21 protein-coding genes are annotated in these 22,206 nt (G+C 60.6%); 11 read left to right on the top strand and 10 right to left on the bottom strand.

The window, feature by feature from the left end:
* Window positions 1-195 precede the first annotated feature (195 nt).
* Window positions 196-939: a L,D-transpeptidase gene (locus FP2506_RS01720; protein WP_007065639.1), complete on the bottom strand. Its 744-nt coding sequence runs from the start codon at window positions 937-939 to the stop codon at window positions 196-198.
* A 266-nt stretch (window positions 940-1,205) separates the two neighbouring features.
* On the opposite strand from FP2506_RS01720, the gene cueR reads away from it, so the two are divergent.
* The gene (gene cueR / locus FP2506_RS01715; protein ID WP_040488833.1) at window positions 1,206-1,610 is read left to right on the top strand and encodes a Cu(I)-responsive transcriptional regulator; all 405 of its coding nucleotides are present in this window, start codon (window positions 1,206-1,208) and stop codon (window positions 1,608-1,610) included.
* 91 nt (window positions 1,611-1,701) lie between these two features.
* Window positions 1,702-2,187 carry an MmcB family DNA repair protein gene (locus FP2506_RS01710; protein ID WP_007065637.1) on the top strand — a complete coding sequence of 162 codons (486 nt, stop codon included), beginning with the start codon at window positions 1,702-1,704 and terminating at the stop codon, window positions 2,185-2,187.
* Between the two features lie 49 nt (window positions 2,188-2,236).
* Here the strand turns inward: FP2506_RS01710 and FP2506_RS01705 are convergent, their stop codons facing one another.
* Together FP2506_RS01705 and FP2506_RS01700 are read right to left on the bottom strand one after the other, a co-directional pair.
* Window positions 2,237-2,809 (bottom strand): ActR/PrrA/RegA family redox response regulator transcription factor, encoded by a 573-nt coding sequence (locus FP2506_RS01705; protein WP_040488831.1) that lies wholly within the window; start codon window positions 2,807-2,809, stop codon window positions 2,237-2,239.
* Window positions 2,810-3,038: 229 nt separating this feature from the next.
* Window positions 3,039-4,412 carry an ActS/PrrB/RegB family redox-sensitive histidine kinase gene (locus tag FP2506_RS01700; RefSeq protein WP_007065635.1) on the bottom strand — a complete coding sequence of 458 codons (1,374 nt, stop codon included), beginning with the start codon at window positions 4,410-4,412 and terminating at the stop codon, window positions 3,039-3,041.
* 259 nt (window positions 4,413-4,671) lie between these two features.
* Between FP2506_RS01700 and FP2506_RS01695 the strand changes: the two genes are divergently transcribed.
* Window positions 4,672-5,166: a YciE/YciF ferroxidase family protein gene (locus FP2506_RS01695; RefSeq protein ID WP_007065634.1), complete on the top strand. Its 495-nt coding sequence runs from the start codon at window positions 4,672-4,674 to the stop codon at window positions 5,164-5,166.
* A 214-nt stretch (window positions 5,167-5,380) separates the two neighbouring features.
* Entirely contained in the window at window positions 5,381-7,165 is a 1,785-nt protein-coding gene (locus FP2506_RS01690; RefSeq protein WP_007065633.1) for an SLC13 family permease, read from the top strand.
* Window positions 7,166-7,174: 9 nt separating this feature from the next.
* On the opposite strand, the gene ppdK is transcribed toward FP2506_RS01690, so the two are convergent.
* The 4 genes from ppdK to FP2506_RS01670 all read right to left on the bottom strand — a co-directional run bounded on the left by ppdK (window position 7,175) and on the right by FP2506_RS01670 (window position 12,792).
* Window positions 7,175-9,838, bottom strand: coding sequence for a pyruvate, phosphate dikinase (gene ppdK, locus FP2506_RS01685; protein ID WP_007065632.1), 2,664 nt, complete (start codon window positions 9,836-9,838; stop codon window positions 7,175-7,177).
* Window positions 9,839-10,001: 163 nt separating this feature from the next.
* Window positions 10,002-10,850 carry a DsbA family protein gene (locus FP2506_RS01680; protein ID WP_244404109.1) on the bottom strand — a complete coding sequence of 283 codons (849 nt, stop codon included), beginning with the start codon at window positions 10,848-10,850 and terminating at the stop codon, window positions 10,002-10,004.
* A 128-nt stretch (window positions 10,851-10,978) separates the two neighbouring features.
* On the bottom strand, window positions 10,979-11,497 hold the full coding sequence (locus FP2506_RS01675; RefSeq protein ID WP_007065630.1) for a DUF721 domain-containing protein: 519 nt from the start codon (window positions 11,495-11,497) through the stop codon (window positions 10,979-10,981).
* Window positions 11,497-12,792, bottom strand: a complete 1,296-nt coding sequence (locus FP2506_RS01670) for an O-antigen ligase family protein (RefSeq protein ID WP_007065629.1) — start codon at window positions 12,790-12,792, stop codon at window positions 11,497-11,499. The genes FP2506_RS01675 and FP2506_RS01670 overlap by 1 nt, the downstream gene beginning before the upstream one ends.
* 59 nt (window positions 12,793-12,851) lie before the next feature.
* Here FP2506_RS01670 and mutY point away from each other — a divergent pair, with 59 nt between their 5' ends.
* Complete coding sequence (gene mutY, locus FP2506_RS01665; protein ID WP_007065628.1) at window positions 12,852-13,913, top strand: A/G-specific adenine glycosylase; 1,062 nt, start codon at window positions 12,852-12,854, stop codon at window positions 13,911-13,913.
* 184 nt (window positions 13,914-14,097) lie between these two features.
* Here mutY and FP2506_RS01660 read toward each other — a convergent pair whose 3' ends face one another.
* Window positions 14,098-15,234, bottom strand: coding sequence for a site-specific DNA-methyltransferase (locus FP2506_RS01660; protein ID WP_007065627.1), 1,137 nt, complete (start codon window positions 15,232-15,234; stop codon window positions 14,098-14,100).
* 184 nt (window positions 15,235-15,418) lie between these two features.
* Here FP2506_RS01660 and FP2506_RS01655 point away from each other — a divergent pair, with 184 nt between their 5' ends.
* Window positions 15,419-16,114 carry an HAD family hydrolase gene (locus FP2506_RS01655; RefSeq protein ID WP_040489291.1) on the top strand — a complete coding sequence of 232 codons (696 nt, stop codon included), beginning with the start codon at window positions 15,419-15,421 and terminating at the stop codon, window positions 16,112-16,114.
* Between the two features lie 24 nt (window positions 16,115-16,138).
* On the opposite strand, the gene FP2506_RS01650 is transcribed toward FP2506_RS01655, so the two are convergent.
* Complete coding sequence (locus FP2506_RS01650) at window positions 16,139-16,498, bottom strand: gamma-butyrobetaine hydroxylase family protein (protein WP_007065625.1); 360 nt, start codon at window positions 16,496-16,498, stop codon at window positions 16,139-16,141.
* Between the two features lie 363 nt (window positions 16,499-16,861).
* On the opposite strand from FP2506_RS01650, the gene moaA reads away from it, so the two are divergent.
* Window positions 16,862-17,851, top strand: coding sequence for a GTP 3',8-cyclase MoaA (gene moaA / locus FP2506_RS01645; RefSeq protein WP_040489290.1), 990 nt, complete (start codon window positions 16,862-16,864; stop codon window positions 17,849-17,851).
* Between the two features lie 71 nt (window positions 17,852-17,922).
* The gene (locus FP2506_RS01640) at window positions 17,923-18,408 is read left to right on the top strand and encodes a hypothetical protein (protein WP_007065622.1); all 486 of its coding nucleotides are present in this window, start codon (window positions 17,923-17,925) and stop codon (window positions 18,406-18,408) included.
* A gap of 33 nt (window positions 18,409-18,441) precedes the next feature.
* Here the strand turns inward: FP2506_RS01640 and FP2506_RS18635 are convergent, their stop codons facing one another.
* Window positions 18,442-18,621, bottom strand: a complete 180-nt coding sequence (locus FP2506_RS18635; RefSeq protein ID WP_148227437.1) for a hypothetical protein — start codon at window positions 18,619-18,621, stop codon at window positions 18,442-18,444.
* 710 nt (window positions 18,622-19,331) lie between these two features.
* On the opposite strand from FP2506_RS18635, the gene FP2506_RS01630 reads away from it, so the two are divergent.
* The 3 genes from FP2506_RS01630 to FP2506_RS01620 all read left to right on the top strand — a co-directional run bounded on the left by FP2506_RS01630 (window position 19,332) and on the right by FP2506_RS01620 (window position 22,100).
* Window positions 19,332-20,537, top strand: a complete 1,206-nt coding sequence (locus tag FP2506_RS01630; protein WP_244404108.1) for a multidrug effflux MFS transporter — start codon at window positions 19,332-19,334, stop codon at window positions 20,535-20,537.
* A complete protein-coding gene (gene mobA, locus FP2506_RS01625) occupies window positions 20,534-21,145 on the top strand; it encodes a molybdenum cofactor guanylyltransferase (RefSeq protein ID WP_007065619.1) in 612 nt (203 codons plus the stop codon). Before FP2506_RS01630 ends, mobA begins: the two co-directional genes overlap by 4 nt.
* 160 nt (window positions 21,146-21,305) lie before the next feature.
* Window positions 21,306-22,100 carry an ABC transporter substrate-binding protein gene (locus FP2506_RS01620; protein ID WP_007065617.1) on the top strand — a complete coding sequence of 265 codons (795 nt, stop codon included), beginning with the start codon at window positions 21,306-21,308 and terminating at the stop codon, window positions 22,098-22,100.
* Window positions 22,101-22,206: the final 106 nt, after the last annotated feature.

Here is a 22,206-nt window from a genome sequence, read left to right as displayed (position 1 = left end):
GCAAGCTACAACTCGGTTGCGACCCATAGCAGTTCGACATCTCGGCCTACCGATGGATTGCGTCGCAACAAAGTTCCGCAACTAAAAAGCCGGACATCTCGGTTCGAGATATCCGGCTCGATGGCGTCCCCCGCCGTTCAATCTCCCGGCAGCCGCAGAAGCAATCCCCGGCGACTGGCCCATTCCCCTTTCGGGTCAGCGGGCTGCCATGCGCTCCTGGCCCTGCTTGACGACGACCTTCGCATTGCGTGGAACCCGCTCGTAAAGATCGATGACGTCTTGGTTCATCATGCGGATACATCCAGACGAAGCGGCGGTGCCAACGGTCCACCATTCTGGTGTACCATGGATACGGAACAGCGTGTCCTTGCCGCCTTGGAAGAGGTAGAGAGCACGTGCACCGAGCGGGTTGGTCAGGCCGGGCTCCATGCCTCCGTTTCGGTACTCTTCAAGTTCAGGCTTGCGATCGATCATCTCACCCGGAGGATGCCACTTCGGCCAATGCTGCTTGGAATTGACATACGCGTCACCGGACCAGGAGAAACCGGCACGACCGACGCCGATGCCATACCGCATCGCCATGCCGTTCGGCTGAACCAAATAGAGAAAGCGGTTCGGCGTATCGACGACGACGGTGCCCGGCTCATACTGGCTGCCTTCAGGATAGGAGACTTCCTGTCGCAGATACTGGGGGTCTATCTTCTCCGACGGAATGGCCGGAAGCGCGAAACCATCGTCGACGACAGCAGCGTAGTCCGGGTTCGACACCGCATTCACACTGCCGGAATTGAAGCTGGAAGGCCCGGCATAGGCGGCGGCGACCTCCGAGGTCATCGGAGAAACCGTCGAAACCCGTGAGGACGGACCGGTAGAACAGGCCGACAAGAGACCGGCGGCTGCGATGACCATGCCGGCTTTGAGAAGGGTGTCGAATTTCATCACTATCGTCCGGTCAAGAGACATGGAGCTGCTTTCTAAGCAGCGAGAAAAGCGGATCCTCTGCGACGCACTTCGACGAGCCAGACCCGATATTGCTATCACTTTGGATAAGCTTGCCCATGCGGTGAAGCAACGGCGAGAATGTGGCAGACCATGCTTAAGAAATCCTTGTTGCGACGCCAACACAGTTGACGCTCACCTCCCCCGCGACATCTGAAAAAGAAGTGCGGCTCATGGATTGCCGCGAAGGGCATGGTGAGGCACGAATGAACATCGGGGAAGCGTCAAAGCTGTCCGGCCTGCCGCCGAAGACCATCAGATATTACGAGGAAATCGGGCTGGTAAAGCCGGCCCGCGCGTCTAATGGCTATCGGGATTACGGGGATCGAGACGTCCACATTTTGCGCTTTCTCCAGCGCTCGCGCTCGTTGGGCTTTTCTATCGATGATGCCAGACGGCTCTTGTCGCTCTATGCCGACGAGAACCGACATTCGAAGGATGTCAAAAAGGTCGCAAAGCGGAGGGTGGCGGAGATTGATCGCAAGATCGAGGAATTGGAGACTTTGAAGCGCGCTTTGGCCGACTTGACCAACCGTTGCCACGGCGACGCCGATCCCGATTGTCCGATCCTTGATGAAATCGGCGCTGATCGCAAACTCGTGACCAACTGACCGACGCGCGGGGCTTCGCTTCTCGCTTGGAGCATCACCCGTTCACGTTTTGTATTGCGCGGGCGGGCAAATTGTTTCATAGCCTCGGCGTATGCCGTTGGTCTCCCCATTCTCGAAAGAACCCCTGATCGACGGTCGTCAGTCCGAGCGGGCTATGATGGTGCGCCGGGGCGTTCAGCGGCTGATGATCGCCCATAGGGTATCACTTCTACCGGAGATGCCGCTGAAATCGGGACGCCGGGCCGATCTCGTTTGTCTCTCGGAACAGGGCGATGTCATCATCGTCGAGATTAAGACCTCGATCGAGGATTTGCGGGTCGACCGGAAATGGTCGGAATATCTTTTGCATTGCGACCGATTCTTTTTCGCAACCCATCCCGGCGTGCCGCCCGACATTTTTCCCACTGATCACGGCTTGATCGTTTCAGACGGCTACACGGCGGAAGTCCTGCGCGAGGCCCCGGAGAAACGACTGAGTGCTGCGACGCGCAAGGCAATGATGCTGCGCTTTGCACGCCTCTCGGCGGACCGTTTGCTGCAAGCGGAATGGGCCGCCAATCCGTTTATGACCGAATGACAGCCCATCAACTTTCAGACTGAGGCGATACTGAACCTTGCGGTTCAACTCAGCGTGGAGCGCGCTTTGCAAGGATCCGCTGAAGCGTGCGCCGATGCATGGAAAGTCGACGCGCGGTTTCCGAAACGTTGCGGTCGCAGAGTTCGTAGATACGTTGGATATGCTCCCAACGAACGCGATCGGCCGACATCGGATTTTCCGGAGGTGCGGCGCGTTCATCGGCACTGCGGGTCAGTGCGGTAATCACTTCATCCGCGTCGGCGGGCTTTGCGAGATAATCGATCGCGCCGAGTTTCACCGCCGTGACGGCTGTTGCTATGTTCCCGTATCCGGTCAGAACGACCGCACGAGCGTCCGACCGAGCGTTGCGCAGCGCCTGGACCACGTCGAGACCATTGCCATCTCCGAGACGCATGTCGACGACGGCGTAGGCAGGTGAGGACCGTTTGAGCGCATTCATACCCTCGTTTACGCTCTCGGCTGTCGTAACTGCGAAGCCTCTCTGCTCGAGGGCACGCCCGAGACGTTGAAGGAAAGGGCGATCATCGTCCACCAGCAGCAGAGAATTGTCCCCGACCACGGGAGTAAATGTCTGTGCGTCTGCCTGTACCGTATCGAGCATTTCGGTCTCCTTGTCCGGTTGCGCAGAAACGTAAGCGCGAGCTAGGTCCGCAGCTAATTTCCCGTATCGATCTCCTGACTGGGGAGACCTAGACGAGCCAGAGTGCCGGACCTTTTCCATGGCAACCAAATGGATACTGATCCTTGTCAATGCAACGAAACAAACAGTTCGATGGATGCAGCCAAACCTAGACTGCGGCTACCAGCCGCAACCTACCTGTAGGTAGCGCTCAGTCGGTCTGGCTCATCCGCGCGAGCGACCCTCCCTCCTCGAAGGCCGTCCGGGCCCATTCGACTGTGACGATCGCGCCGTTTCTTTCGCCAACGGACTTGTCGCGATCGCGCCGATTCTCGAAGCGAATGGCGGCGCCAGAGCGTTCGAGGAGGGTTTTCGCAATGAAGACCCCAAGACCCAGACCGCCACCGGCTCGACGATCGCTGCGTAACTTGTCCGGCATGTAAGGATCTCCTATCCTTGCAAGAACATCCGCGTTGAAGCCGGGCCCGTCGTCTTTGACGGTGACCGATACGTTCGTCTCGCTCCACATCACCTCTATCATCACCGCCGACTGCGCGAAATCTACGGCATTCTCGACGATGTTTCCGAGGCCGTACAGCACGCCGGCATTGCGCCGTGTTACCGGCTCTGCACCATCGCCGGACGTTTCGACAGCAACTGTTACGCCGAAATTGCGATGGGGCTCTGCAACCTCATCAATGAGAGAAAGGAGCGGCAACTTCGCCATATGGCTTTCCGACGAAGAGGAAAGGCTCGAAAGCTGGCGCAGAATCTCCCGGCAGCGCTCCGACTGCTCGAGTAGAAGATCGATATCGTCACGCAAAGGACTATCCTTCGGGACAGTCCGGCTCATCTCCTTTGTTGCGAGCGCGATCGTCGCGAGCGGCGTACCGAGTTCGTGGGCGGCTGCGGCTGCAAGACCATCGAGCGCGGAAATGTGCTGCTCGCGCTGGAGTACCAGTTCTGTGGCGCTTAGAGCGTCGGCGAGCGCCCTGGACTCCGCGGCGACCCGGTAGACGTAAATGGCCGAGAAGACCAAAGTCCCGACGATGGCATACCACAACCCTGCCAGATAGACCGCCGGCAGCTCGAAACTCTGTCCGTCAGGCCAGGGAAGCGGCAGATGAAAAATTGCGAGGCCGGTCGCGCACACTGTTGCGAGGAAGCCAAGGCCGAAGGTGGTCGCGGGCGGTTGGGTCGCCGACGCGATCAGGCAAGGCACAATCAGAAATACTGAGAACGGATTGTTGAGCCCGCCGGTAAGGTAGAGAAGTCCCGTGGGCTGCAGGATGTCGAATGTGAGGACACCTGCGGCCGCGCCTGGTGAGAGCCGTCGACTGGCCGGAAACTGGGTCGTCAGATAGATGTTAAGCGCGACAGACGCCGCGATCAGGGCGAGGCAGTACCAAGCAGGGATTGGCCACCATACGCCCCATGCGACGAATATTACCGTTGCAATCTGGCCTGCGACCGAAAGCCATCTCAGGCGAACAAGGGTCGCCAGACGCAAGCGCTGACTTTCGCGCATCGTGGTGACGAATGGCGGAAGGCGTAGATCGAAACTTTGGCGCGTAGTCGTATCCATGGCAGGCTATGTAATCGAAATCGCTACGGTCTCGATATGAGACCAGTTCACGCAGGCGTTACTTAGAAGCTCTTCTGCACAGACCCTTCGCAACCGTTTGCCGTCACGCAAAGTGGCCGGTCCGCGCGAGTGAATTGAACAGACCGATTGATTTGCCAATCGCTCTGCAGAGCAGGTCGTGTCGCCAGCCCTTCAGCGTGGAACGATTCGTGCCAGAGAGCGCTATGCCCCACAACAACCGATCTAGGAAGGACTGATTATGACGATTAGCAATCTGAAGGATATCTACATTGATCAGGCGCAGGACATTTACAGCGCCTGCAACCAGTCGGAAAAGGTGACGCGCGAACTTGCTGCGGCCGCAAAAAGCGAGGATCTAAAGAAGGCGCTGAATGCGGGCATCGACGGCATCGAAGATGGTATGAAAACACTCTCCGCCATCATCGAAGGTCATGGCGCAGATCCAAAGGGTGAGTTCTGCAAAGGAATGGAGGGCCTCGTGAAGGAAGCCCGTGCCCATGGTCTGGAAGAAGACATCAGCGATCCTGATGCGCGCGATGCAATGATCATCACCCAGTACCAGCGTATGGCCCATTATGCGATCGCTGGATATGGCTGCCTCGTGGCCTTTGCGAAACGTCTCGGCCTCGAGGACGAAGCCAAAAAGCTTCAGTCCTGCCTCGATCATACGGCGGATGGGGACCGCACCATGACCGCTCTCGCTACCGGCGGCATCAACAAGGCCGCCGCATAAGCGGAGTCCCCATAATGACGGCGATCGCCGTCCCGACACCGATCCCGGCAAGATTTTGATCTTGGCCGGGATTTTCTTTTATCCGCGAGCGTTACCTTCTCCGGAATGAGACCAGCGAAACAGCATTGCCGCAGATCCGCGCTACCCCCGGACCCCGACGTCTTCCTCCGATTGTCAGCATTCAGTGCGCCCTGCGAGAGCGGCATGTAAGCCCATGAGCGCATTCCTCGCCGACTATTCGGCCTACATCGGCATCGCGATTGTCGTTGTGGTTTTCATAGGCTTCGCTTTCGAACGCTACCCGCCGGAAGTAATCGCAGTCGCCGGTGCCGTGAGCTTTCTCATACTTGGTTACCTCGACGCGGACGAACTCTCCGCCGCTTTTTCCAACCCGGCACCGATCACGATCGCCGCCATGTTCGTTTTGTCGGGCGCTTTAATCCGGACTGGTATCTTGGAGGCGGCGGCAAGCTGGTTGGTCGAACGCTCAGCCAGTCAGCCGTTTGTAACGATGGCAATCCTTACTGCTGGCGTCATGCTGGCCTCGGCCTTCATGAACAACACCCCTGTTGTAATTGTAATGATCCCGATCCTCGTCGAGATCGCGAAAAAGCTTGAGGTGGGATCGTCGCGGCTCCTCATCCCACTATCCTACGTCACCATTCTCGGCGGCACCTGTTCGCTGCTTGGCACATCCACCAACCTCCTCGTCGACGGTGTTGCCCGTTCGCAAGGCCTCGATGCGTTCACGATCTTCGAGATCACGCCGATCGGCCTCTTCGGTGCGGTGGTCGGGCTCGTCTACCTCGTGGTTTTCGGACCTATGCTGCTGCCAAACCGCAGCGGGACGGAGGAAGCGCTATCCGGCGACGAAGACAACGACAAATATTTGAGCGAAATCACCGTTCGGGAGGAAGCGAGCGCCATCGGTCGGACGATCAAGGACGTTTCCAGCCTTTCACGGCGTGGCGTGAAGGTCGTCGCAATTCGGCGCGGAGGCGAGACCATCCGGCGCGACCTGCCGGATCAGGTTATCGAACGGGGTGACCGCCTCATTCTTTTTGCGACCGCTGAGGAACTCCTCACACTCAACGACAGCGATCATTACCGCGTCGGCCGGCTCAGCCGCTCGCGCAAGAACGCAGGAACCGTCGTGGTCGAGGCTACCGCCGCGCCACACCGCCGCGGCATTGGCCGGCGGATCGACGATCTGATCGGCTATTCGGGCTCCGGGGTCGCAGTGATAGGCGTCCGGCGCCATCGCCATACGCCGGGCCCGTCGCTGTTGGAGACGCGCCTGCGTCCGGCGGATCGGCTCCTGCTCGAAGGTGCGCCGGAGGCGATTACGAGGATCGCAGACACAAACGATTTGATCGAGATCAACACCTCACATGCCCGGCCCTTTCGGCGGGAGAAGGCGCCGCTTGCCATCGGAGCGCTCGCCGCCGTAGTCGTTCTCTCCGCTCTTGGCGTAGGCTCAATTCAGGCACTCGCATTCGTTGCCATCGCTGCCCTGCTGCTGCTGCGGGTGATCGATGCCGACGAAGCCTGGCGCTCGATCCGTGCCGATCTTCTCATCCTCATCTTCGCCATGCTCTCGATCGGTGAGGGCCTTGCCAAGACCGGAGGCATCGACCTCATCGTTGCGTCGATCGAGCCGATACTGCGGACAATGCCCGCCTTCGCCGTTTTAATACTGATCTATGCTCTCGCATCTGTTTTGACCGAGATGGTTACGAACAACGCAGTCGCGGTTATCCTCACACCCGTCGCGATCGCCCTTGCGGCCTCGATCGGCATGGAACCTCGCGCCCTGGTCGCGGCTGTCATGTTCGGCGCATCCGCCTCCTTTGCGACGCCAATCGGCTATCAGACGAACACTTTGGTTTACGCCGCGGGCAATTATCGCTTCGTGGACTTCTTGAAGATCGGCGGACCGATGAACGTTGTCATCGGCCTGGCGAGCTGTCTGGCGATCAGCGTCTACTATGGACTTTGAAGAAGACGCTCAGCGGCGCGAACGTCCACCACGAGTGATCCGGCCTTCCCGGATCGCCGCCTGAGCGGCAGCGAGCCGGGCGATCGGCACGCGGAAGGGCGAGCAGGAGACGTAGTCGAGGCCGGCTTCAGCAAAGAAGGCAATCGAGGCTGGGTCGCCGCCCTGTTCGCCACACACGCCGAGTTCGATGTCCGGCTTGGTGCGCCGCGCCTTTTCGACGGCAATCTGGATGAGTTCACCTACGCCTTCCACATCAACTGTCTGAAATGGGTCACGCTCGACGATACCCTCACGGACATAAGTCGACAGGAAGGTGCCGGCATCGTCACGTGATATGCCGAAGACAGTCTGCGTGAGGTCGTTTGTACCGAAGGAAAAGAAATCGGCGGCCTCGGCGATCGTGTCTGCGCGCACGATGGCCCGCGGCAGTTCGATCATCGTCCCGACGCGGTAGGTGAGTTTCGTACCGGTCTCTTCGATCACCTGTGCAGCGACGGCATCTATCCTTTCCTTGACGAAATCGAGCTCCCTGCGAAGGCTGACGAGCGGCACCATGATCTCGGGCGTTACGGCCGCGCCCGTTTTCGCCCCGGCTTCCACGGCTGCCTCGAAGATCGCGCGCGACTGAACCTCGGCAATCTCCGGATAAGAGATTGCAAGCCGGCAACCGCGATGTCCGAGCATCGGATTGAATTCCTGCAGCGCGGCGATGCGTTCACGCAGGCTCGAAACGTTGACGCCAAGGAACTCCGCTGCTTCGTCGATGTCATTCTCGGCCTGGGGCAGGAACTCGTGCAGCGGTGGATCCAGCAGCCGGATCGTCACCGGCAGTCCGGCCATTATCTCAAAGAGCTCGACGAAGTCCGCGCGTTGGATCGGTAGAAGCTTTTCAAGCGCGGCGCGGCGGCCATTCTCGTCCGAAGCAAGGATCATCTCACGCATGGCGCGCACCCGATCACCCTCGAAAAACATATGCTCCGTTCGGGTGAGGCCGATTCCCTCGGCACCAAAATCCCGCGCCGCTCGCGCTTCTGCGGGCGTCTCGGCGTTCGTGCGTACCTTCATCTGCCGCGCCCGGTCGGCGAACTCCATCAGCGTTGCGAAATCGCCATCGAGGGAGGGCCGGACGAGTGTCACTGCGCCTTCGATCACTTCGCCTGAAGCCCCGTCGATCGTGATTGCATCGCCTTGTCTGAGGACCTTGTTTCCTGCGTGGAGTTCTCCCGTTGCCGCGTTGAGGCGGAGCGTTCCTGCCCCGGTCACGCAAGGCTTTCCGATTCCACGCGCAACGACCGCAGCGTGACTTGTCGTGCCACCGCGGATGGTGAGGACACCCTCGGAAACGTGCATGCCGTGGATGTCTTCTGGGAAGGTCTCGTGGCGGACGAGGATGACCTTGCGGCCCTCAGCCGCTACCGCCTGCGCGCGATCAGACGAGAACACGATCTCGCCGGTCGCTGCGCCGGGAGAGGCCGGCATACCACGTGCCATCACCACGAAGCTCTCGTCGCGCTGGATAGACGGGTGGAGCAGTTGATCCAGCGAGGTTGCGTCGATGCGCGTCAGCGCCTCGGCTTCGTCTATTAGGCCATCCCGCACAAATTCGACGGCCAGTCGCACGGCCTCGGATGCACTGCGGCGACCGACGCGCGACTGGAGGAGGAAAAGCTCGCCGTCACCGATCATAAATTCGACTTCGGCCAGATCGCCAAGATAGGCCTCGACCGCGCGTACGTGATCGTCGAGATCCGCGATGTCGGCGGGATAATCCGAACCGCCATCCGCCAAGGCGCCTGCGAGATCGATCGTGCGGTGTTCCCCGTTTCTGAGGACGTGACCCGAGCCGAGTTGGAATTCTCCCGTCAGCTGAGGGCGGCCTGTCGCCATGTCGCGCGAGAGCGCACGTCCCCGCCCGGACTGAGCATTGCGCTCGTTGAAAATCATGGAGTGAATGGTCACGGCGAGACCGGAATTCTCCGGTATGCCATGCAGCGCCCGATAGGCTTGCGCAGGCGCGCTCCGCCAGCTTTTAAATACGGCGTTCACGATTTCGACGAGTTGTTCGAACGGCGTTTGCGGCATGACGACATCGAGCTCGTCGGCAAGAAAAGCGTTCAATCTCGCTATGAGAGACCGCCAGTCGTCGATGGAGGCAGGCTCGCCCGTCCAGCCCTTCTCGCCAGCTTCTTCGTCGGCAATCTCCTCAAAATCGGTGGGATCGGTGTCGAAGACGAGTTGGGCATAGCTCTCGATCAGCCGGCGATAGCTGCGAAACGCAAAAGTCGCGTCATCCAGTTCCTCGGCGAGGATCTCGACCGTCCGCCCATTGAGACCGACATCGAGTACGCTTTCCGCGAGCCCTGGCATCGCCGTCTTCGCGCTGGAACGCACGGCAAGAAGAAGCGGCCGACGATCGCCGTCGAAGCGCCGGCCCGTGACCTCTTCGAGGGCCTCGACCTGATCGCGCAGATCCGCCCGCAGGCCCATGGGGAGGTCGTCTCGTCCGCCCTTCGCTTCGCGCCAGGCATAGGTGGAGATGGTAAAGCCTGGCGGCACCGGTAGGTTTAGCGATGCGAGAAGTGAAAGGTCTGCGCCCTTGAGTCCTAGCGACTCCAGCGGATCTGCCGGGCGTTCGGCCCTGCCCTTCTGAAATGGAAATATGCGTTGTGGCATCGAACCGCCGGGTCGGAACGTCTTGGTAAGTCTGTCCACGCGTTTAGCGCGGCAAGTCCGCAACACCAAGAGCGCCCCCGCGGAATCTTCTTGGGGGCACAGGCAAAGGGCGGAGACACTGTAACGGGATCGCCGTCGCCGTGTCTCCGAAATCGCTTTCCGGTCAGTTCGTCGGCGTTGCGGCCTCGATCGCGGCCGCCATGTTCTCCGGGCTCATCGAGCCGGAATACTTAGCGCCGTTGATGAAGAAAGTGGGGGTCGCAGAGACGCCGAACTCGGTTTCGCCCTTCTTTTGGACATCGACAATCTGCTGCTGGAGTTCCTTATTGTCGAGACAGGCAACGAACTCGTCCTGCCCCATACCCGTCATCCGGGCGATCTTTAGGAGTTCCTGCGATGGGCTTTCCGCCGTCGCCCAAGTGCTCTGCTGGTCGAAAAGAACGTCGACCATAGCCGTACGCCGCTGATCGTCTCCCGCACAGCGGGCCATCATGAAAGCGGCGAGAGACACCGGATCGAACGGAAATTCGCGGATAATCAATTTCGCCTTGCCAGTGTCGAGATAAGCCTCCTTGATGGCCGGATAGCTGTTCTCATGGAAGTCGGCGCAGTGGCCGCAGGTCATCGACGCATATTCGACAATGGTAACCGGCGCCTCAGGATCGCCTTGAACGATATCCGGCAGGGCCTGCTCGGACATTAGGTCTGCGACATCGACGCTTCCAGAGGACTCAGGCACCTCGGCAGCGGGGGTCAGCGTTTGCCCGGACGAACTCTCCGAAGTCTGCGCGGCGGGCGCGGCCTCGCTTGCCGCTTCGGGGTCCGTGCCTGCTGGCTCTTCGGCCTGGACCGTCGACCCGGCCGCATCGGATGTGCCGGCCTGAGCCGCATCCGGTTGTACGATGCCGTTGGCGGAGGTGTCCTCGTCGCTGCAGGCAGCAAGCGTGATGAGGCTCGCGCCGGCCATGGCGAGCATGGTCAGCTTCAAGGTCGATATGTTGGAGCGGGTCACGGGTGAAGTCTCTCCGTTGTGAAAATCGTCTTGCAGCGGTCACTATATGGGCGCATGCGCGTTGCCTACCACGAACGACGTGCGCGCGGACTTACAATTCCGTCATGCGGGCACAAGTCTCCGCCGGCTTAGTCGCGCTTGCGATCGGTTCGACCGAGCGTTGCCTCGGCAAAAGCCCTCAGGGATTGGCGCAAGGTTTCATCTACGATGTGACCGACCATCGCTTCGACCTTTAGGCGATCCGCATCATCCAGGGGACGCGTGCCAGGTTTGTTGCTTCGCGAGGCTTCCATCACGGACATCTGCGTGATTTTTACCTTCGCCACGGCCACGAAGCCGTAAAGCCGGTTGATCCGGGCGATCAGTTCGCTGGTCTGGTGCTGCAACCTGAGAGCCGCCGCCGGCTCGGCGCCGATCACGAGCGTCGCCGGCTCGAAGGGGTCGTCTTCGCCGCGCTTCGGCGGCCAGCGGAATTCGAGCGGCCGCGTCTGCCCGGCAAGGCGCGGTCCGGCGATCTCGGGCCAGGCCAAAGCGAGTTCGGAGGTCATGCCAGCCTTCTTGCGAAGCACGGGATCGACGAGCTTCGCGGCGACATCTGAGAGGGACCGCGCGGGAGGTTTTCGCTTGGGTCTCTCGAAATCGCTCATCACCCACCTCCCCTCTCGTCCGGGGCTTCTGGATCGGCCATCATCGTACCCGCTAAAGTCCAGATCGAAAGCGCCCAGACCCCATCGAGAATATCATGGAAAAACATGATGTTCGTCAGACCAGGGATCGCATAGGCGCAGACGAGAATGAGCGCAAAGGCAAGCCGCGCCCGACCCTCAGCCCGGTTCCGCTGGCGATAGGCGCACCAGACCGGTGTGATGAGGACGGCGATAAGGGCAAGGATGCCTAGAACGCCGGCCTGGACGCCGACCGTCAGAATCATGTTGTGGAGATGGCTGTAGGAGAAACCGTCGGCGAATGCTGCGCCGAGGCGCGGCTCGAGGGCTGGCCATACGCCGCTCTCGCCCCAGCCCAGAAGCGGTCGTTCGAGAAGTGCCGCAATCCCAGCACGGTACATTTCCGCACGAAGGCCGACGGAAGAGTTCGCGTCCGAACTCAGGAAAAGCGCCTGGACATCTTCGATCAGCTTCTGCGTTCGATAGCCAATATACTCCGCACCGAGGACCGCCCCGACAAGGGTCAGGAGCAACGCGGCGCCGATCGCCCAAACCCGATGCCGCTTCTCGACGCGAGCCCAGACGTCCGGGAGATCCCGCCATCGGACCCAAACCACGATAGCCAGAACGATTGGAAGCGCCGGCCAGGCTCCACGCATACCAGTCATGACGACCGCGAGCGCAGCGCCGAACGCGCCGAGCAGCGCAGCCGCATTCCACAACATGTCCTTTTTCGCTCGAAGACCGAGAAGTGCGAGACCTGCCGTCAGCAGGCACAGGATCGAGAACGGACCGGCATTCCCCGCCAGTCCCTCGGCCCGGTAGCTGCCTGAGAGCAGGATGGACGCTAGTCCGAGGACCGGTGCGAGAATGCCGCCGATTGCCGCTCCACGAAATACCGCCTCCAGGACATCCCCCGTGCTGGATATCGCCACCCGGTGGACCGCCACGACGGGCATCAGGAAGAACAGGCGCAAACCGATATCGAGCGCGGCCGTTCCGGGCGCAATATTCACGATGTCCGCGAGCGCAAGGACGCTGAAAAGAACGACATGGCTCCACACGATCGGCGCTGCGGCGCCGAAAGGGCGCCAGGCGAGCCGTCCGACAACGAGACAAATCGCCGCCCAGCAGGCCAGGACGACAATCATGAAGCTGGCCAACGACCCGGCGAGCGGCATGACGGCGTAGGACAGAATGATCGCTGGCCGATTGCGCTCGGCCATCCCTTCGGTCGGCGGATTGATCAGGCGAGCAAAAGACGTCACTGGGTTCATCGCGTCTTCAGCTCCACCTTGATCATTTCCGCCCCTTCCGCAGACCTGAAAGCCTGCCCATGCCGCTTCCGCCCAGTTCGCTCTCCGAAGAGATTCTTGCCTGGTACGACAGGAACGCGCGCGACATGCCCTGGCGGCTCGGTCCGAAGGCCAGGAGAGAAGGCCATCGTCCGGATGCTTACAAGATCTGGCTTTCGGAGATCATGCTCCAGCAGACTACGGTCGCGGCGGTGAAACCCTTTTTCGCACGGTTCGTCAATCGTTGGCCGACGGTGGGCGACCTCGCGAACGCCGAGGCGAGCGAGATCATGGCCGAGTGGGCGGGGCTCGGCTATTACAGCCGGGCTCGCAACCTTCATGTTTGCGCGAAAGAGGTAGTCGAAAATCACGGCGGCGCCTTCCCGCGGACAGCGGCCGCACTCAAGGCGCTGCCAGGGATCGGCGACTATACATCCGCCGCCATAGCCTCGATCGCATTCGACGAAGCCGCTCCGGTGGTCGACGGAAATATCGAACGCGTGATCACACGGCTCTACCGCATCTCCGCTCCGCTACCTGGCGCGAAGCCACACGTGAAGGAGAAGGTCACTGGCCTCACCCCGAAGGATCGGCCCGGCGACTTCGCACAGGCCATGATGGATCTCGGCGCGACGATCTGCGTGCCGCGTTCGCCGAGCTGCCTCCTGTGCCCCGCCGCCGAACAATGCGAGGCTCGCAGCCATGGCGACCAGACCGCCTACCCCGTGAAGGCGGCAAAACGTCCGGTGCCGCAGAGAACCGGCGCCGCCTTCGTCGCAACCCGGTCGAGCGACGGCGCGGTTTGGCTCCGCCGGCGCCCGGCCTCCGGCATGCTCGGCGGGATGGCGGAAGCGCCATCGACGGCGTGGTCCGCAAGGAAAGACGGCGAGACCGGAGCCGATGTCGCACCTTTCAAAGCCGATTGGATGCATGTTGGCGCGATCGCGCACGGTTTCACGCATTTCAAGCTGACGTTGGAGGTGTACCGCGCCGAGATCGACGCGGAACCCTCAAACGAGGGCTGGTGGGCCGCACGGCATGAAATCGCGGACCAAGGTCTACCAACGCTGATGCGGAAGGTCGTCGATAAGGCTCTCGGGTAAGACCTCGGACCAACACTTCCGTCGCATTAAGTAGCCTTTGGTGAGTGCCTCCGTGAGAAAACGACCGGCGTCATCAGCATGAGTAAGTCAGTGTTTGAGCAATCTTCTCGTGCCAACGTGCATTAACGCGAAGGCTGCAGAGCCAAGCAAGCCTACTGCGACCAGGTACTCAACGGCATGCGCGCTAGGCAATCGCCGCCGTCGCCATCCGCTGTCTTGCTAGCTGGCGCAGTTCGTCGATCGGCGTGAGGTTCTTGCCTTCCTTGACGTGCCAGAAGGTCCACCCGTTGCACGCGTCCAGCCCCTGAACGCGTGCGCCGATCCGGTGGATCGAGGCGGCATCGTCGCCGACGGCAATCGTTCCATCCGCCCTCACCCGCGCCCGGTAGCGGCGTTTGGAGTCGGTGAGTTCGGTGCCTGGTGTCACGAGGCCCGCCTCGACGAGGCTCGCGAACGGCACGCGCGGCTCAGCGCGCTTCCCGGCGGCCATCTTCAGATCGTCGTCGTCGAGCGGCTCTACATCGGCGATACGCTGCTGGGCGATCTTCACATACTCCTCCTCGCGCTCGATGCCGACGAAGTCGCGACCAAGACGCTTGGCGACTGCGCCTGTCGTCCCCGTTCCGAAGAACGGATCTAGGACCACGTCGCCGGGTTTGGTCGAGGCCAGCAGAATGCGTGCGAGAAGTGCCTCGGGCTTCTGGGTCGGGTGTGCCTTCGCGCCGTCCTCGTTTTTGAGCCGTTCTCCGCCCGAACAGATCGGGAAGAGCCAATCGGATCGCATCTGCACGTCGTCGTTCGACGCCTTCAAGGCCTCGTAGTTGAAGGTGTAGCTCTTCGCCTTCGCGTCGCGCGACGCCCAGATCAGAGTCTCATGCGCGTTCTGGAAACGCTTGCCGCGAAAGTTCGGCATCGGGTTCGTCTTGCGCCAGACGATGTCGTTGAGGATCCAGTAGCCGAGATCCTGAAGGCTCGCGCCGACGCGGAAGATGTTATGGTAGGAACCGATCACCCAGAGCGTGCCGTTCGGCTTCAGGACGCGCCGCGCCGCCAGCAGCCAGGCACGCGTAAAGGCATCATAAGCCTGGAAGCTCTCGAACTGGTCCCAAGCATCGTCGACGGCGTCCACCTTGGAGTGGTCGGGGCGCATCAGGTCGCCGCCGAGCTGCAGGTTGTAAGGGGGATCGGCGAAGATCACATCCACCGACTCAGCTGGCAGGCGCTCCATCTCCGTCACGCAGTGTCCCTGCAGAATCTGGTTCCGCCAGTCGATCTCCGGGAATGGCTGACTGTGGACGAGAACGGGTCCGCTACGCTTCATACTCTACACCGCCGCTTGACTTCGAATTTCAACAGGTCTTTCGCGGAACAGAGTTACCGAACGCGGTTAATTAGCGATGAAAGCGGCTTGCGAAATCAGCGCCGCTCAGGCTTGGCGCCTCACCGCCACGCGTGATACCGCAGCGCGAAAATTCCTCCGATGCTCGCTGCAAGGAACCGTTACGATGCCAATGCCAAAGCTGATGATCTTCGATTGCGACGGCGTGCTGGTCGACAGTGAGATCATCGCCGCAGACGTCGAGGCGAAGCTGATCGCCGAGTATGGCGTCGAAATGAGCGCCGAAGATCTCGCAATCCGCTTTGCTGGGCTGACCTTCCCGGTGATCCTTGAAAAGATCAGCGAGGAGAGCGGACAGCCGATGTCGGCGAGCCTTATCGAGCGCGCGGATGCCGAAATTGATCGCCGGCTCGGCGAGGAGGTGGAGGAAATCGCCGGCGCGCGCGAAGCGATCGAAGCCTTTGCAGCCAAAGGCGTTCCCATCTGCATATGCTCGAATTCATCCTCGAAGAGACTGGAGCTCGAACTCGACCATGTGGGGCTCTGGGACTACTTCGGCCCGCACGTCTTTGCAGCGCTTGAGGTCGGCACCAAGCAGGGCAAACCGGCACCGGACGTCTTCCTACATGCGTGCGAGACTTTCGGGGTGAAGCCGTCCGACACCTTCGTCATCGAAGACTCGGTCCATGGCGTATCCGCCGCCAGCGCAGCCGGCTGCCGGGTCGTCGGCTTCACCGGCGCAAGTCACACTTTCCCCGGCCACGCTGAAGCGCTCACCGAAGCCGGAGCGACGACCGTCGTCAGCAAACTGAAGGATCTCAGTGCGACAGTTGAAGCTCTTTCGGAGTTCAATGAGATCTAGAGTCTAACGGCTTGGCTTGTACACTTACCGCGGCAGCCCCTTTTCCTCCAACTCGTGAATATAAGCTGCCCATTTCTCGTCTTTCTCAGCCGCGAGCTCGGAGAGATAGGTCCAGGAATAAAGCCCGGTGTCGTGTCCGTCGGAAAAGCTGATCTTGATCGCGTAATTGCCTACCGGTTGAATTTTGCGGATCTCGACGTCCCGCTTTCCAAATTGAGTCTTGCGCTCGGACGCTCGATGCCCCTGAACTTCGGCAGAGGGGGAGTGAACGCGCAAATACTCCGCCGAAAGCTCCTCGGGTTCACGTCCGGGCCAAGCGAGCGTCATGGTTCGCTTGTCCTTCGATACCCGGATTTCACTCGGCGGTGTCTGGCGCGCGATCATGCGGGGGCCTCCTGTCGTTCGAGTGCCGCTGGCGGCAGCTGCGGCTCACCTACCAATGGCGATGTCGCCACAGGCGAACAAGGTCTTCGGGTCTATGAGGTCTGCGCGAAGCAAGACATCCGATCAAGCCGCACCGCTTGATCCCAGGTGGACCGGCGTCCACATTCGTAATTGAACATGTCTGGAACGAAAGCATCTGTTTCGGCTTCGATTTCCCTCTGATAAGAATATGCGATGACCAAGACAACGCTTTTCAAACAGGATGGCCTTCCGACCTTCAGACCGCCTTCTGGCGTTATCGAAGTGAGGCAAGGCGGGGCTCGCTCGGAGCTGGCAACTTTCCAAAACGGCGCAAACGGGGAGATGGTCGATCCGTTCGGTCGTCACATCACCTATCTGCGTGTTTCGGTAACGGACCGGTGTGACTTTCGCTGCGTCTACTGCATGGCTGAGGATATGGAGTTCCTGCCGAAACGCGATCTCCTGACGCTCGAAGAGCTTGATCGACTTTCGACGACATTCATCGCGAAGGGAGTGAAGAAGTTACGCCTCACTGGCGGCGAGCCGCTGGTGCGCAAGAATATCATGTACCTCATCCGCTCGCTGTCGCGCCATTTGGAGACGGGTGCGCTCGAGGAGTTGACCCTGACGACGAACGGCTCGCAACTCAAGCGATTCGCCAAGGATCTTGCGGACGCCGGCGTCCGCCGCCTCAACGTCTCGGTCGATACGCTCGACGCCGACAAGTTCCGGCGGATCACCCGCTGGGGCGAACTCAAGAAGGTGATGGAAGGCATCGACGCTGCACAGGAGGCAGGTCTTCACGTCAAGCTGAATGCCGTTGCGCTGAAGGGCTTCAACGACAGTGAAATTCCCTCGATGATCGAATGGGCTCATGGCCGAGGCATGGACATGACCCTGATCGAGACCATGCCGATGGGCGAGATCGACGAGGATCGCACGGACCAGTATCTGCCTCTCAGTAAGGTGCGGGCCGACCTGTCGCGGCAATGGACGCTGAACGACATCCCGTTCAAGACCGGCGGTCCGGCCCGATATGTGGAAGTCGCCGAAACCGGCGGTCGTCTCGGCTTCATAACGCCGATGACCCATAACTTCTGTGAGAGCTGCAACCGTGTCCGTGTCACCTGCACCGGTACACTCTTCATGTGCCTCGGTCAGGAAGACGCCGTGGATCTGCGCGAGCCGCTGCGTTCCTCAGAAGGCAACGACCTTCTCGCCGAAGAGATCGACCGCGCGATTTCGCGTAAACCAAAAGGCCACGACTTCGTTATCGACAGGAAGACGCGCAATCCGTCCGTTTCCCGTCATATGAGCGTGACTGGAGGCTAGAGCCTGTTCAGCAGAGGTTAAGACCGGTTTTGCAAGCGTCGGAATACGCAAGTAACAGCAGGTTAAGACCGATGATTCGCTTGACGACGACCCTTGCGGCAGCCTCGATTGCCGCCGCCACAGTCCTTACGCCCGCCAGCGCCGAAGACCTTTTCTACAAGAACGAGCGCTTCGGCACGAGCGCAACCTTTCCAACCGAGCTCTTCCCGAACCGACTGCCGGCCCCGACAAGCGGCGACGGTCTTGGCTGGAGCGCTCCGAGCGGCGCTGAGATCTTCATTTACGCTCGCAACAATCAAGGCGGCGAAACGCCGAAATCGGTGATTTCTCAGCGAGCCGATGCGGACGATGTAACCTACAAGGCTTCAGGCGAGCGTTGGGCGGTTGTTTCGGGTTATCTCGACGGCCGCATCTTCTACGAGCGCTACATCTTTCGCGGTGACCTGATCCATTCGGTCGCGATCCGCTACCCGGAGAGCGCGCGCGACACCTACGATCCGATCGTAGGCGACGTTACGAATTCGCTCCGCGGCCCGTCGGCGCCTTTGCAGGGCTGAACCGAGCCGCGAAACGTTTCCGCATGTGTTTCATCAGGCCGCGACGGCTTCAGAGGCCTCGGAATAGGGTGACCGGCTTGCCGCGGCCGAATTCTCTGAATATGCGTTCGTGACCTGTCCCACGGCGCCACGGCCATCGACCATCTCGTCCTCGGCGCCGGGTGCATCGCCCAGTATGTCGATCGTCTGCACTTTCGCCATGTCTTCGATCATCGCCCGGACTCTTAGCTCGGCCTGGACGGCAAGGGCACGAGCGCGTTCGTCAACGCCGAACCGTTTGGGTGCGGCGGCATCCGGACGCAGAGCACCAGATGAAGCATTCGATTCCATTCCTGAAGCAGGCGCACGAGTAGCTACGCTTTGTGGAGCCGAAGCAGGTTTAGCTGCAGCACTTGCCGGCGCAGAGGACTGCGCCTGACCCGCACCGGACGCCTGACTTGAGGTATCCGCCGCGGAAGTAGGGGCAGTTTCATCGCCCGAACTACTGCCGCTTGGCGCTGGCTGCGAAGTCTGTGTCTCGCCACTAGGCGGCTGTTCGCTCTGGCTCGGTTGCGTTGCGGGTGCCGAGGGCGAAGTCGAACCGCCACTATATCCACCACCAACAAACAATTCATACAGCATCTCGATCGCTTTCCCTTCAGTTCATAATCTCTGTGAGAAAAGAATTGCTGTATCTCATTGCCCTTGCGTTTCCAGCTTTACTGCAATTTGAACCAGTCGATGACATTACTGTGAGTTTTTCATAAGTACGACTTATAATATAGTAGAAACTTGCGTAACGCGATCCTCTGAAAAGATCTGTGGTTTCGTTGTAGAGGTTCCATGATCTCAAGGCGCTCTATATCGCTGTTCGAACAGCAGCGCGTCGGAAGGATCGCCTTCGCCGGCCGACTGTTTGCATCCGCAGACGACGAGACGTCCCCTTGACGACCCTCCAAACCTCGACACCGGACGTGGCCGCGCGAAAACCTATGTTGGTCACGCTGATGATTGCATCGGCGATATCGCCGCTGGCGATCAACATATTCATACCGTCCATGGCGACCATCGCCGAGGCTCTTGGCACGGATGGGCCCACGGTTGGTCTTGGTCTTTCGCTTTATCTCGTCGCGGTCGCCGTCCTTCAGGTCATCGCCGGTCCCCTCTCCGATCGTTATGGGCGCCGCCCGGTAATCATCGGCGGCATGGTGCTCTTCCTCGTCGGCACAGCGATCTGCCTCTTTTCCGAAACGATCGGCTGGTTCCTGATCGGTCGCATCGTTCAGGCGGCGAGTGCGACCGGGATCGCCCTGTCGCGCGCAATCGTGCGGGACGTCTATTCGCGTCGACGTTCGGCCGCGATGATCGGCTACGTGACGATGGGCCTGGCGGTCGCCCCGATGATCGGCCCTGCGGTCGGTGGCGTCATGGACACTTGGCTCGGCTGGCGGAGCGTCTTCTGGCTGTTGATGGCGCTTGGCGTCCTGAGCCTCGTCCTTGTTCACTTCGATCTCAACGAGACGAACCCAAACCTTGGCACGCCCGTAACGCGGCAACTCTCGAACTACGGCAAGCTGATCTCAGAACCGAGCTTTTGGATCTTCGCCGGTGCGAGTTCCTTCATCACCGCCGCATTCTTTGGCTTTCTCGGCGGCGCAACCTTCGTCTCGGTCGAGGTGCTCCGCCTGACGCCGGCCGAGTACGGTGTCTGGTTCATCCTCTGCCCGCTCGGTTATGCAATCGGCAACTTCCTGACGGGACGCATGTCGGAGCGCGTCGGCATCAAGCGGATGATGGTAATCGGCTCGGTGCTGACGCTTGCATCGGTGCTCGTCATCCTCGTGCCGATCCTCCTCGATCGCCTCAGCCCGCTGAGCCTGTTCGGGCCGATGATCTTGCTCGGCATCGGCAACGGCATGACGCTCCCGTCCGCGACCGCCGGCGGCGTTAGCGTCAGAACCGATGCAGCCGGCGCTGCTGCCGGCCTTCTCGGCTCGGCGCAAATCGGGCTCGGGGCCATTGCCTCCTCGATCACGGCGACCTTCGCCGTCGGCCCGGCCGCTGCGACCAGCCTTGTGCTGGTCATGTTGGGCGCCGCGGTTCTCGCTCTTCTATTATCGCTGATTGCTCCACGCGTCGCTGAAACATGAGAGCGGGGGCGATCATCCTTGCTGCGGGCCGCGGCTCGCGGATGGGCGAGGAGGGTGAACCGAAGCCGCTGCGCAGGCTCGCCGGACGGCCCATGATCGCTCATGTCGTGGAGCGGCTGGCCGGTTACACGCCGATCCTCGTCAACGCGCCGGCGGACGGCAGTTTCGATGCGTTCGGCGAGCAGGTCGTGCCGGATGTCCGTGCAGGGTTCCAGGGTCCGCTTGCCGGGATCGAGGCCGGTCTTTCGACGCTCGAGAAGTATCACGAGGAGATTACGCACGCCATTATTCTTCCCTCGGACACCCCGTTCCTGCCCATCGACATCGCCTCGCGACTCGTCACCGCGGCCAAGGAACGGGAAATCGTAAGCGTCGAAAGCGGCGGGCGCCTCCATCCGACGGTAGCGCTCTGGCCGGTGACCCTCCTGTCGACGCTGTCTCGCTGGCTCGACGACGAGCGTCCGCGTGCGCTACGCCATTTTCTCAAACATGTCGGTTACAGCACGATCGCGTTCAATCCAGAATGGGGTACGTCCGGCCCGGACCCCTTCTCCAACATCAACACGCCTGAGGAGCTTGCGGCCGCGGAACGATTTCTCACCGGCTAGGGAAGCGGCAGAGAATCGATTGTCTTCGCGATAATATTCATGCCACCATTGCCGCAATCCGCGCCATGCCTGTTTAAGAGGCGGTGACGGCCAGCTTCGGCACGCCGCCGAAGTCACCATAGAAGAACAAGAAGACAGCAAGAAAGAACAAAGGGTATCCATGCTGAAAATCCTGACATCCACCCTCGTTTCCACAACGCTCCTCGCCGCCGTTCCGGCCCTCGCCCAAGAAAGCGATGCCGATAAGGACTGGTCGAACATTGTCGTCGGCACCGAAGGCGCTTATCCGCCGTTCAACTTCCTCGACGCATCGGGCGAACTGCAGGGCTTCGACGTTGATATCGCCCGTGCGCTCTGCAACGAAATGGGAGTAGAGTGCAGCTTCGTCACGCAAGAGTGGGATGGCATGATCCCTGCGCTACAGAACGGCAACTTCGATCTCATCGTCGCTTCAATGTCGATTACGCCGGAACGCGAAGAGCAGATCGACTTCACGAACAAGTACTACAACACGCCGCCGGCAGTCGCCGTACTCAAGGACTCCGATATCACCGATGCAACGGAAGAGGCACTCTCCGGCAAGACAATCGGGGCACAGGTCTCGACGACCCACGCTCGTGCTGCCGAGGAGTACTTTCCGGACGCGGAAGTGCGCCAATATCCGTCGGCCGAGGAGTACAAGCTCGACATTGAGTCGGGCCGTGTCGACGCTGTGCTCGACGACGTCGTTGTTCTCGACCAGTGGCTTAAGAGCGAAGCCGGAGCCTGCTGCAAGCTGCTCGGTACCCTACCTGCCGAAGAGCAAATCTACGGGGAAGGCATCGGAATCGGCCTGAGAAAGGATAACGAGAAACTTCAAGGCATGGTGAACGAGGCCATCGCTGCGATCCGTGAGGACGGAACCTACGAGGAGATCCAGTCGAAATATTTCGATTTCGACGTCTACGGCGAGTAGGCCGGTTGCCGGCTCTACCGGCATTCGAGGAAGAAGAATGCCCGGCGCGCAAATCCGCACGCCGGGCCGTCTCCATTTCGATAGCTAGGCTACGCCCGCGCCTAGT

Source organism: Fulvimarina pelagi HTCC2506 (assembly GCF_000153705.1).
Lineage (GTDB): Bacteria > Pseudomonadota > Alphaproteobacteria > Rhizobiales > Rhizobiaceae > Fulvimarina > Fulvimarina pelagi.
The sequence above is the reverse complement of the archived record's forward strand: the minus strand, read 5'-3'. Positions and strand labels throughout refer to the sequence as shown.

What these genes read in the sequence shown, in the direction of transcription:
- FP2506_RS18635 (WP_148227437.1), bottom strand. Translation starts at nt 18,621, where the DNA reads ATGATCGAAGACATGGCGAAAGTGCAGACGATCGACATACTGGGCGAT.
- FP2506_RS01670 (WP_007065629.1), bottom strand. Translation starts at nt 12,792, where the DNA reads ATGAACCCAGTGACGTCTTTTGCTCGCCTGATCAATCCGCCGACCGAA.
- FP2506_RS01710 (WP_007065637.1), top strand. Translation starts at nt 1,702, where the DNA reads ATGCCGTTGGTCTCCCCATTCTCGAAAGAACCCCTGATCGACGGTCGT.
- FP2506_RS01690 (WP_007065633.1), top strand. Translation starts at nt 5,381, where the DNA reads ATGAGCGCATTCCTCGCCGACTATTCGGCCTACATCGGCATCGCGATT.
- FP2506_RS01705 (WP_040488831.1), bottom strand. Translation starts at nt 2,809, where the DNA reads ATGCTCGATACGGTACAGGCAGACGCACAGACATTTACTCCCGTGGTC.
- moaA (WP_040489290.1), top strand. Translation starts at nt 16,862, where the DNA reads ATGGTCGATCCGTTCGGTCGTCACATCACCTATCTGCGTGTTTCGGTA.
- FP2506_RS01695 (WP_007065634.1), top strand. Translation starts at nt 4,672, where the DNA reads ATGACGATTAGCAATCTGAAGGATATCTACATTGATCAGGCGCAGGAC.
- FP2506_RS01660 (WP_007065627.1), bottom strand. Translation starts at nt 15,234, where the DNA reads ATGAAGCGTAGCGGACCCGTTCTCGTCCACAGTCAGCCATTCCCGGAG.
- FP2506_RS01720 (WP_007065639.1), bottom strand. Translation starts at nt 939, where the DNA reads ATGAAATTCGACACCCTTCTCAAAGCCGGCATGGTCATCGCAGCCGCC.
- FP2506_RS01640 (WP_007065622.1), top strand. Translation starts at nt 17,923, where the DNA reads ATGATTCGCTTGACGACGACCCTTGCGGCAGCCTCGATTGCCGCCGCC.
- FP2506_RS01655 (WP_040489291.1), top strand. Translation starts at nt 15,419, where the DNA reads ATGCCAATGCCAAAGCTGATGATCTTCGATTGCGACGGCGTGCTGGTC.
- mutY (WP_007065628.1), top strand. Translation starts at nt 12,852, where the DNA reads ATGCCGCTTCCGCCCAGTTCGCTCTCCGAAGAGATTCTTGCCTGGTAC.
- FP2506_RS01650 (WP_007065625.1), bottom strand. Translation starts at nt 16,498, where the DNA reads ATGATCGCGCGCCAGACACCGCCGAGTGAAATCCGGGTATCGAAGGAC.
- ppdK (WP_007065632.1), bottom strand. Translation starts at nt 9,838, where the DNA reads ATGCCACAACGCATATTTCCATTTCAGAAGGGCAGGGCCGAACGCCCG.
- mobA (WP_007065619.1), top strand. Translation starts at nt 20,534, where the DNA reads ATGAGAGCGGGGGCGATCATCCTTGCTGCGGGCCGCGGCTCGCGGATG.
- FP2506_RS01620 (WP_007065617.1), top strand. Translation starts at nt 21,306, where the DNA reads ATGCTGAAAATCCTGACATCCACCCTCGTTTCCACAACGCTCCTCGCC.
- cueR (WP_040488833.1), top strand. Translation starts at nt 1,206, where the DNA reads ATGAACATCGGGGAAGCGTCAAAGCTGTCCGGCCTGCCGCCGAAGACC.
- FP2506_RS01700 (WP_007065635.1), bottom strand. Translation starts at nt 4,412, where the DNA reads ATGGATACGACTACGCGCCAAAGTTTCGATCTACGCCTTCCGCCATTC.
- FP2506_RS01675 (WP_007065630.1), bottom strand. Translation starts at nt 11,497, where the DNA reads ATGAGCGATTTCGAGAGACCCAAGCGAAAACCTCCCGCGCGGTCCCTC.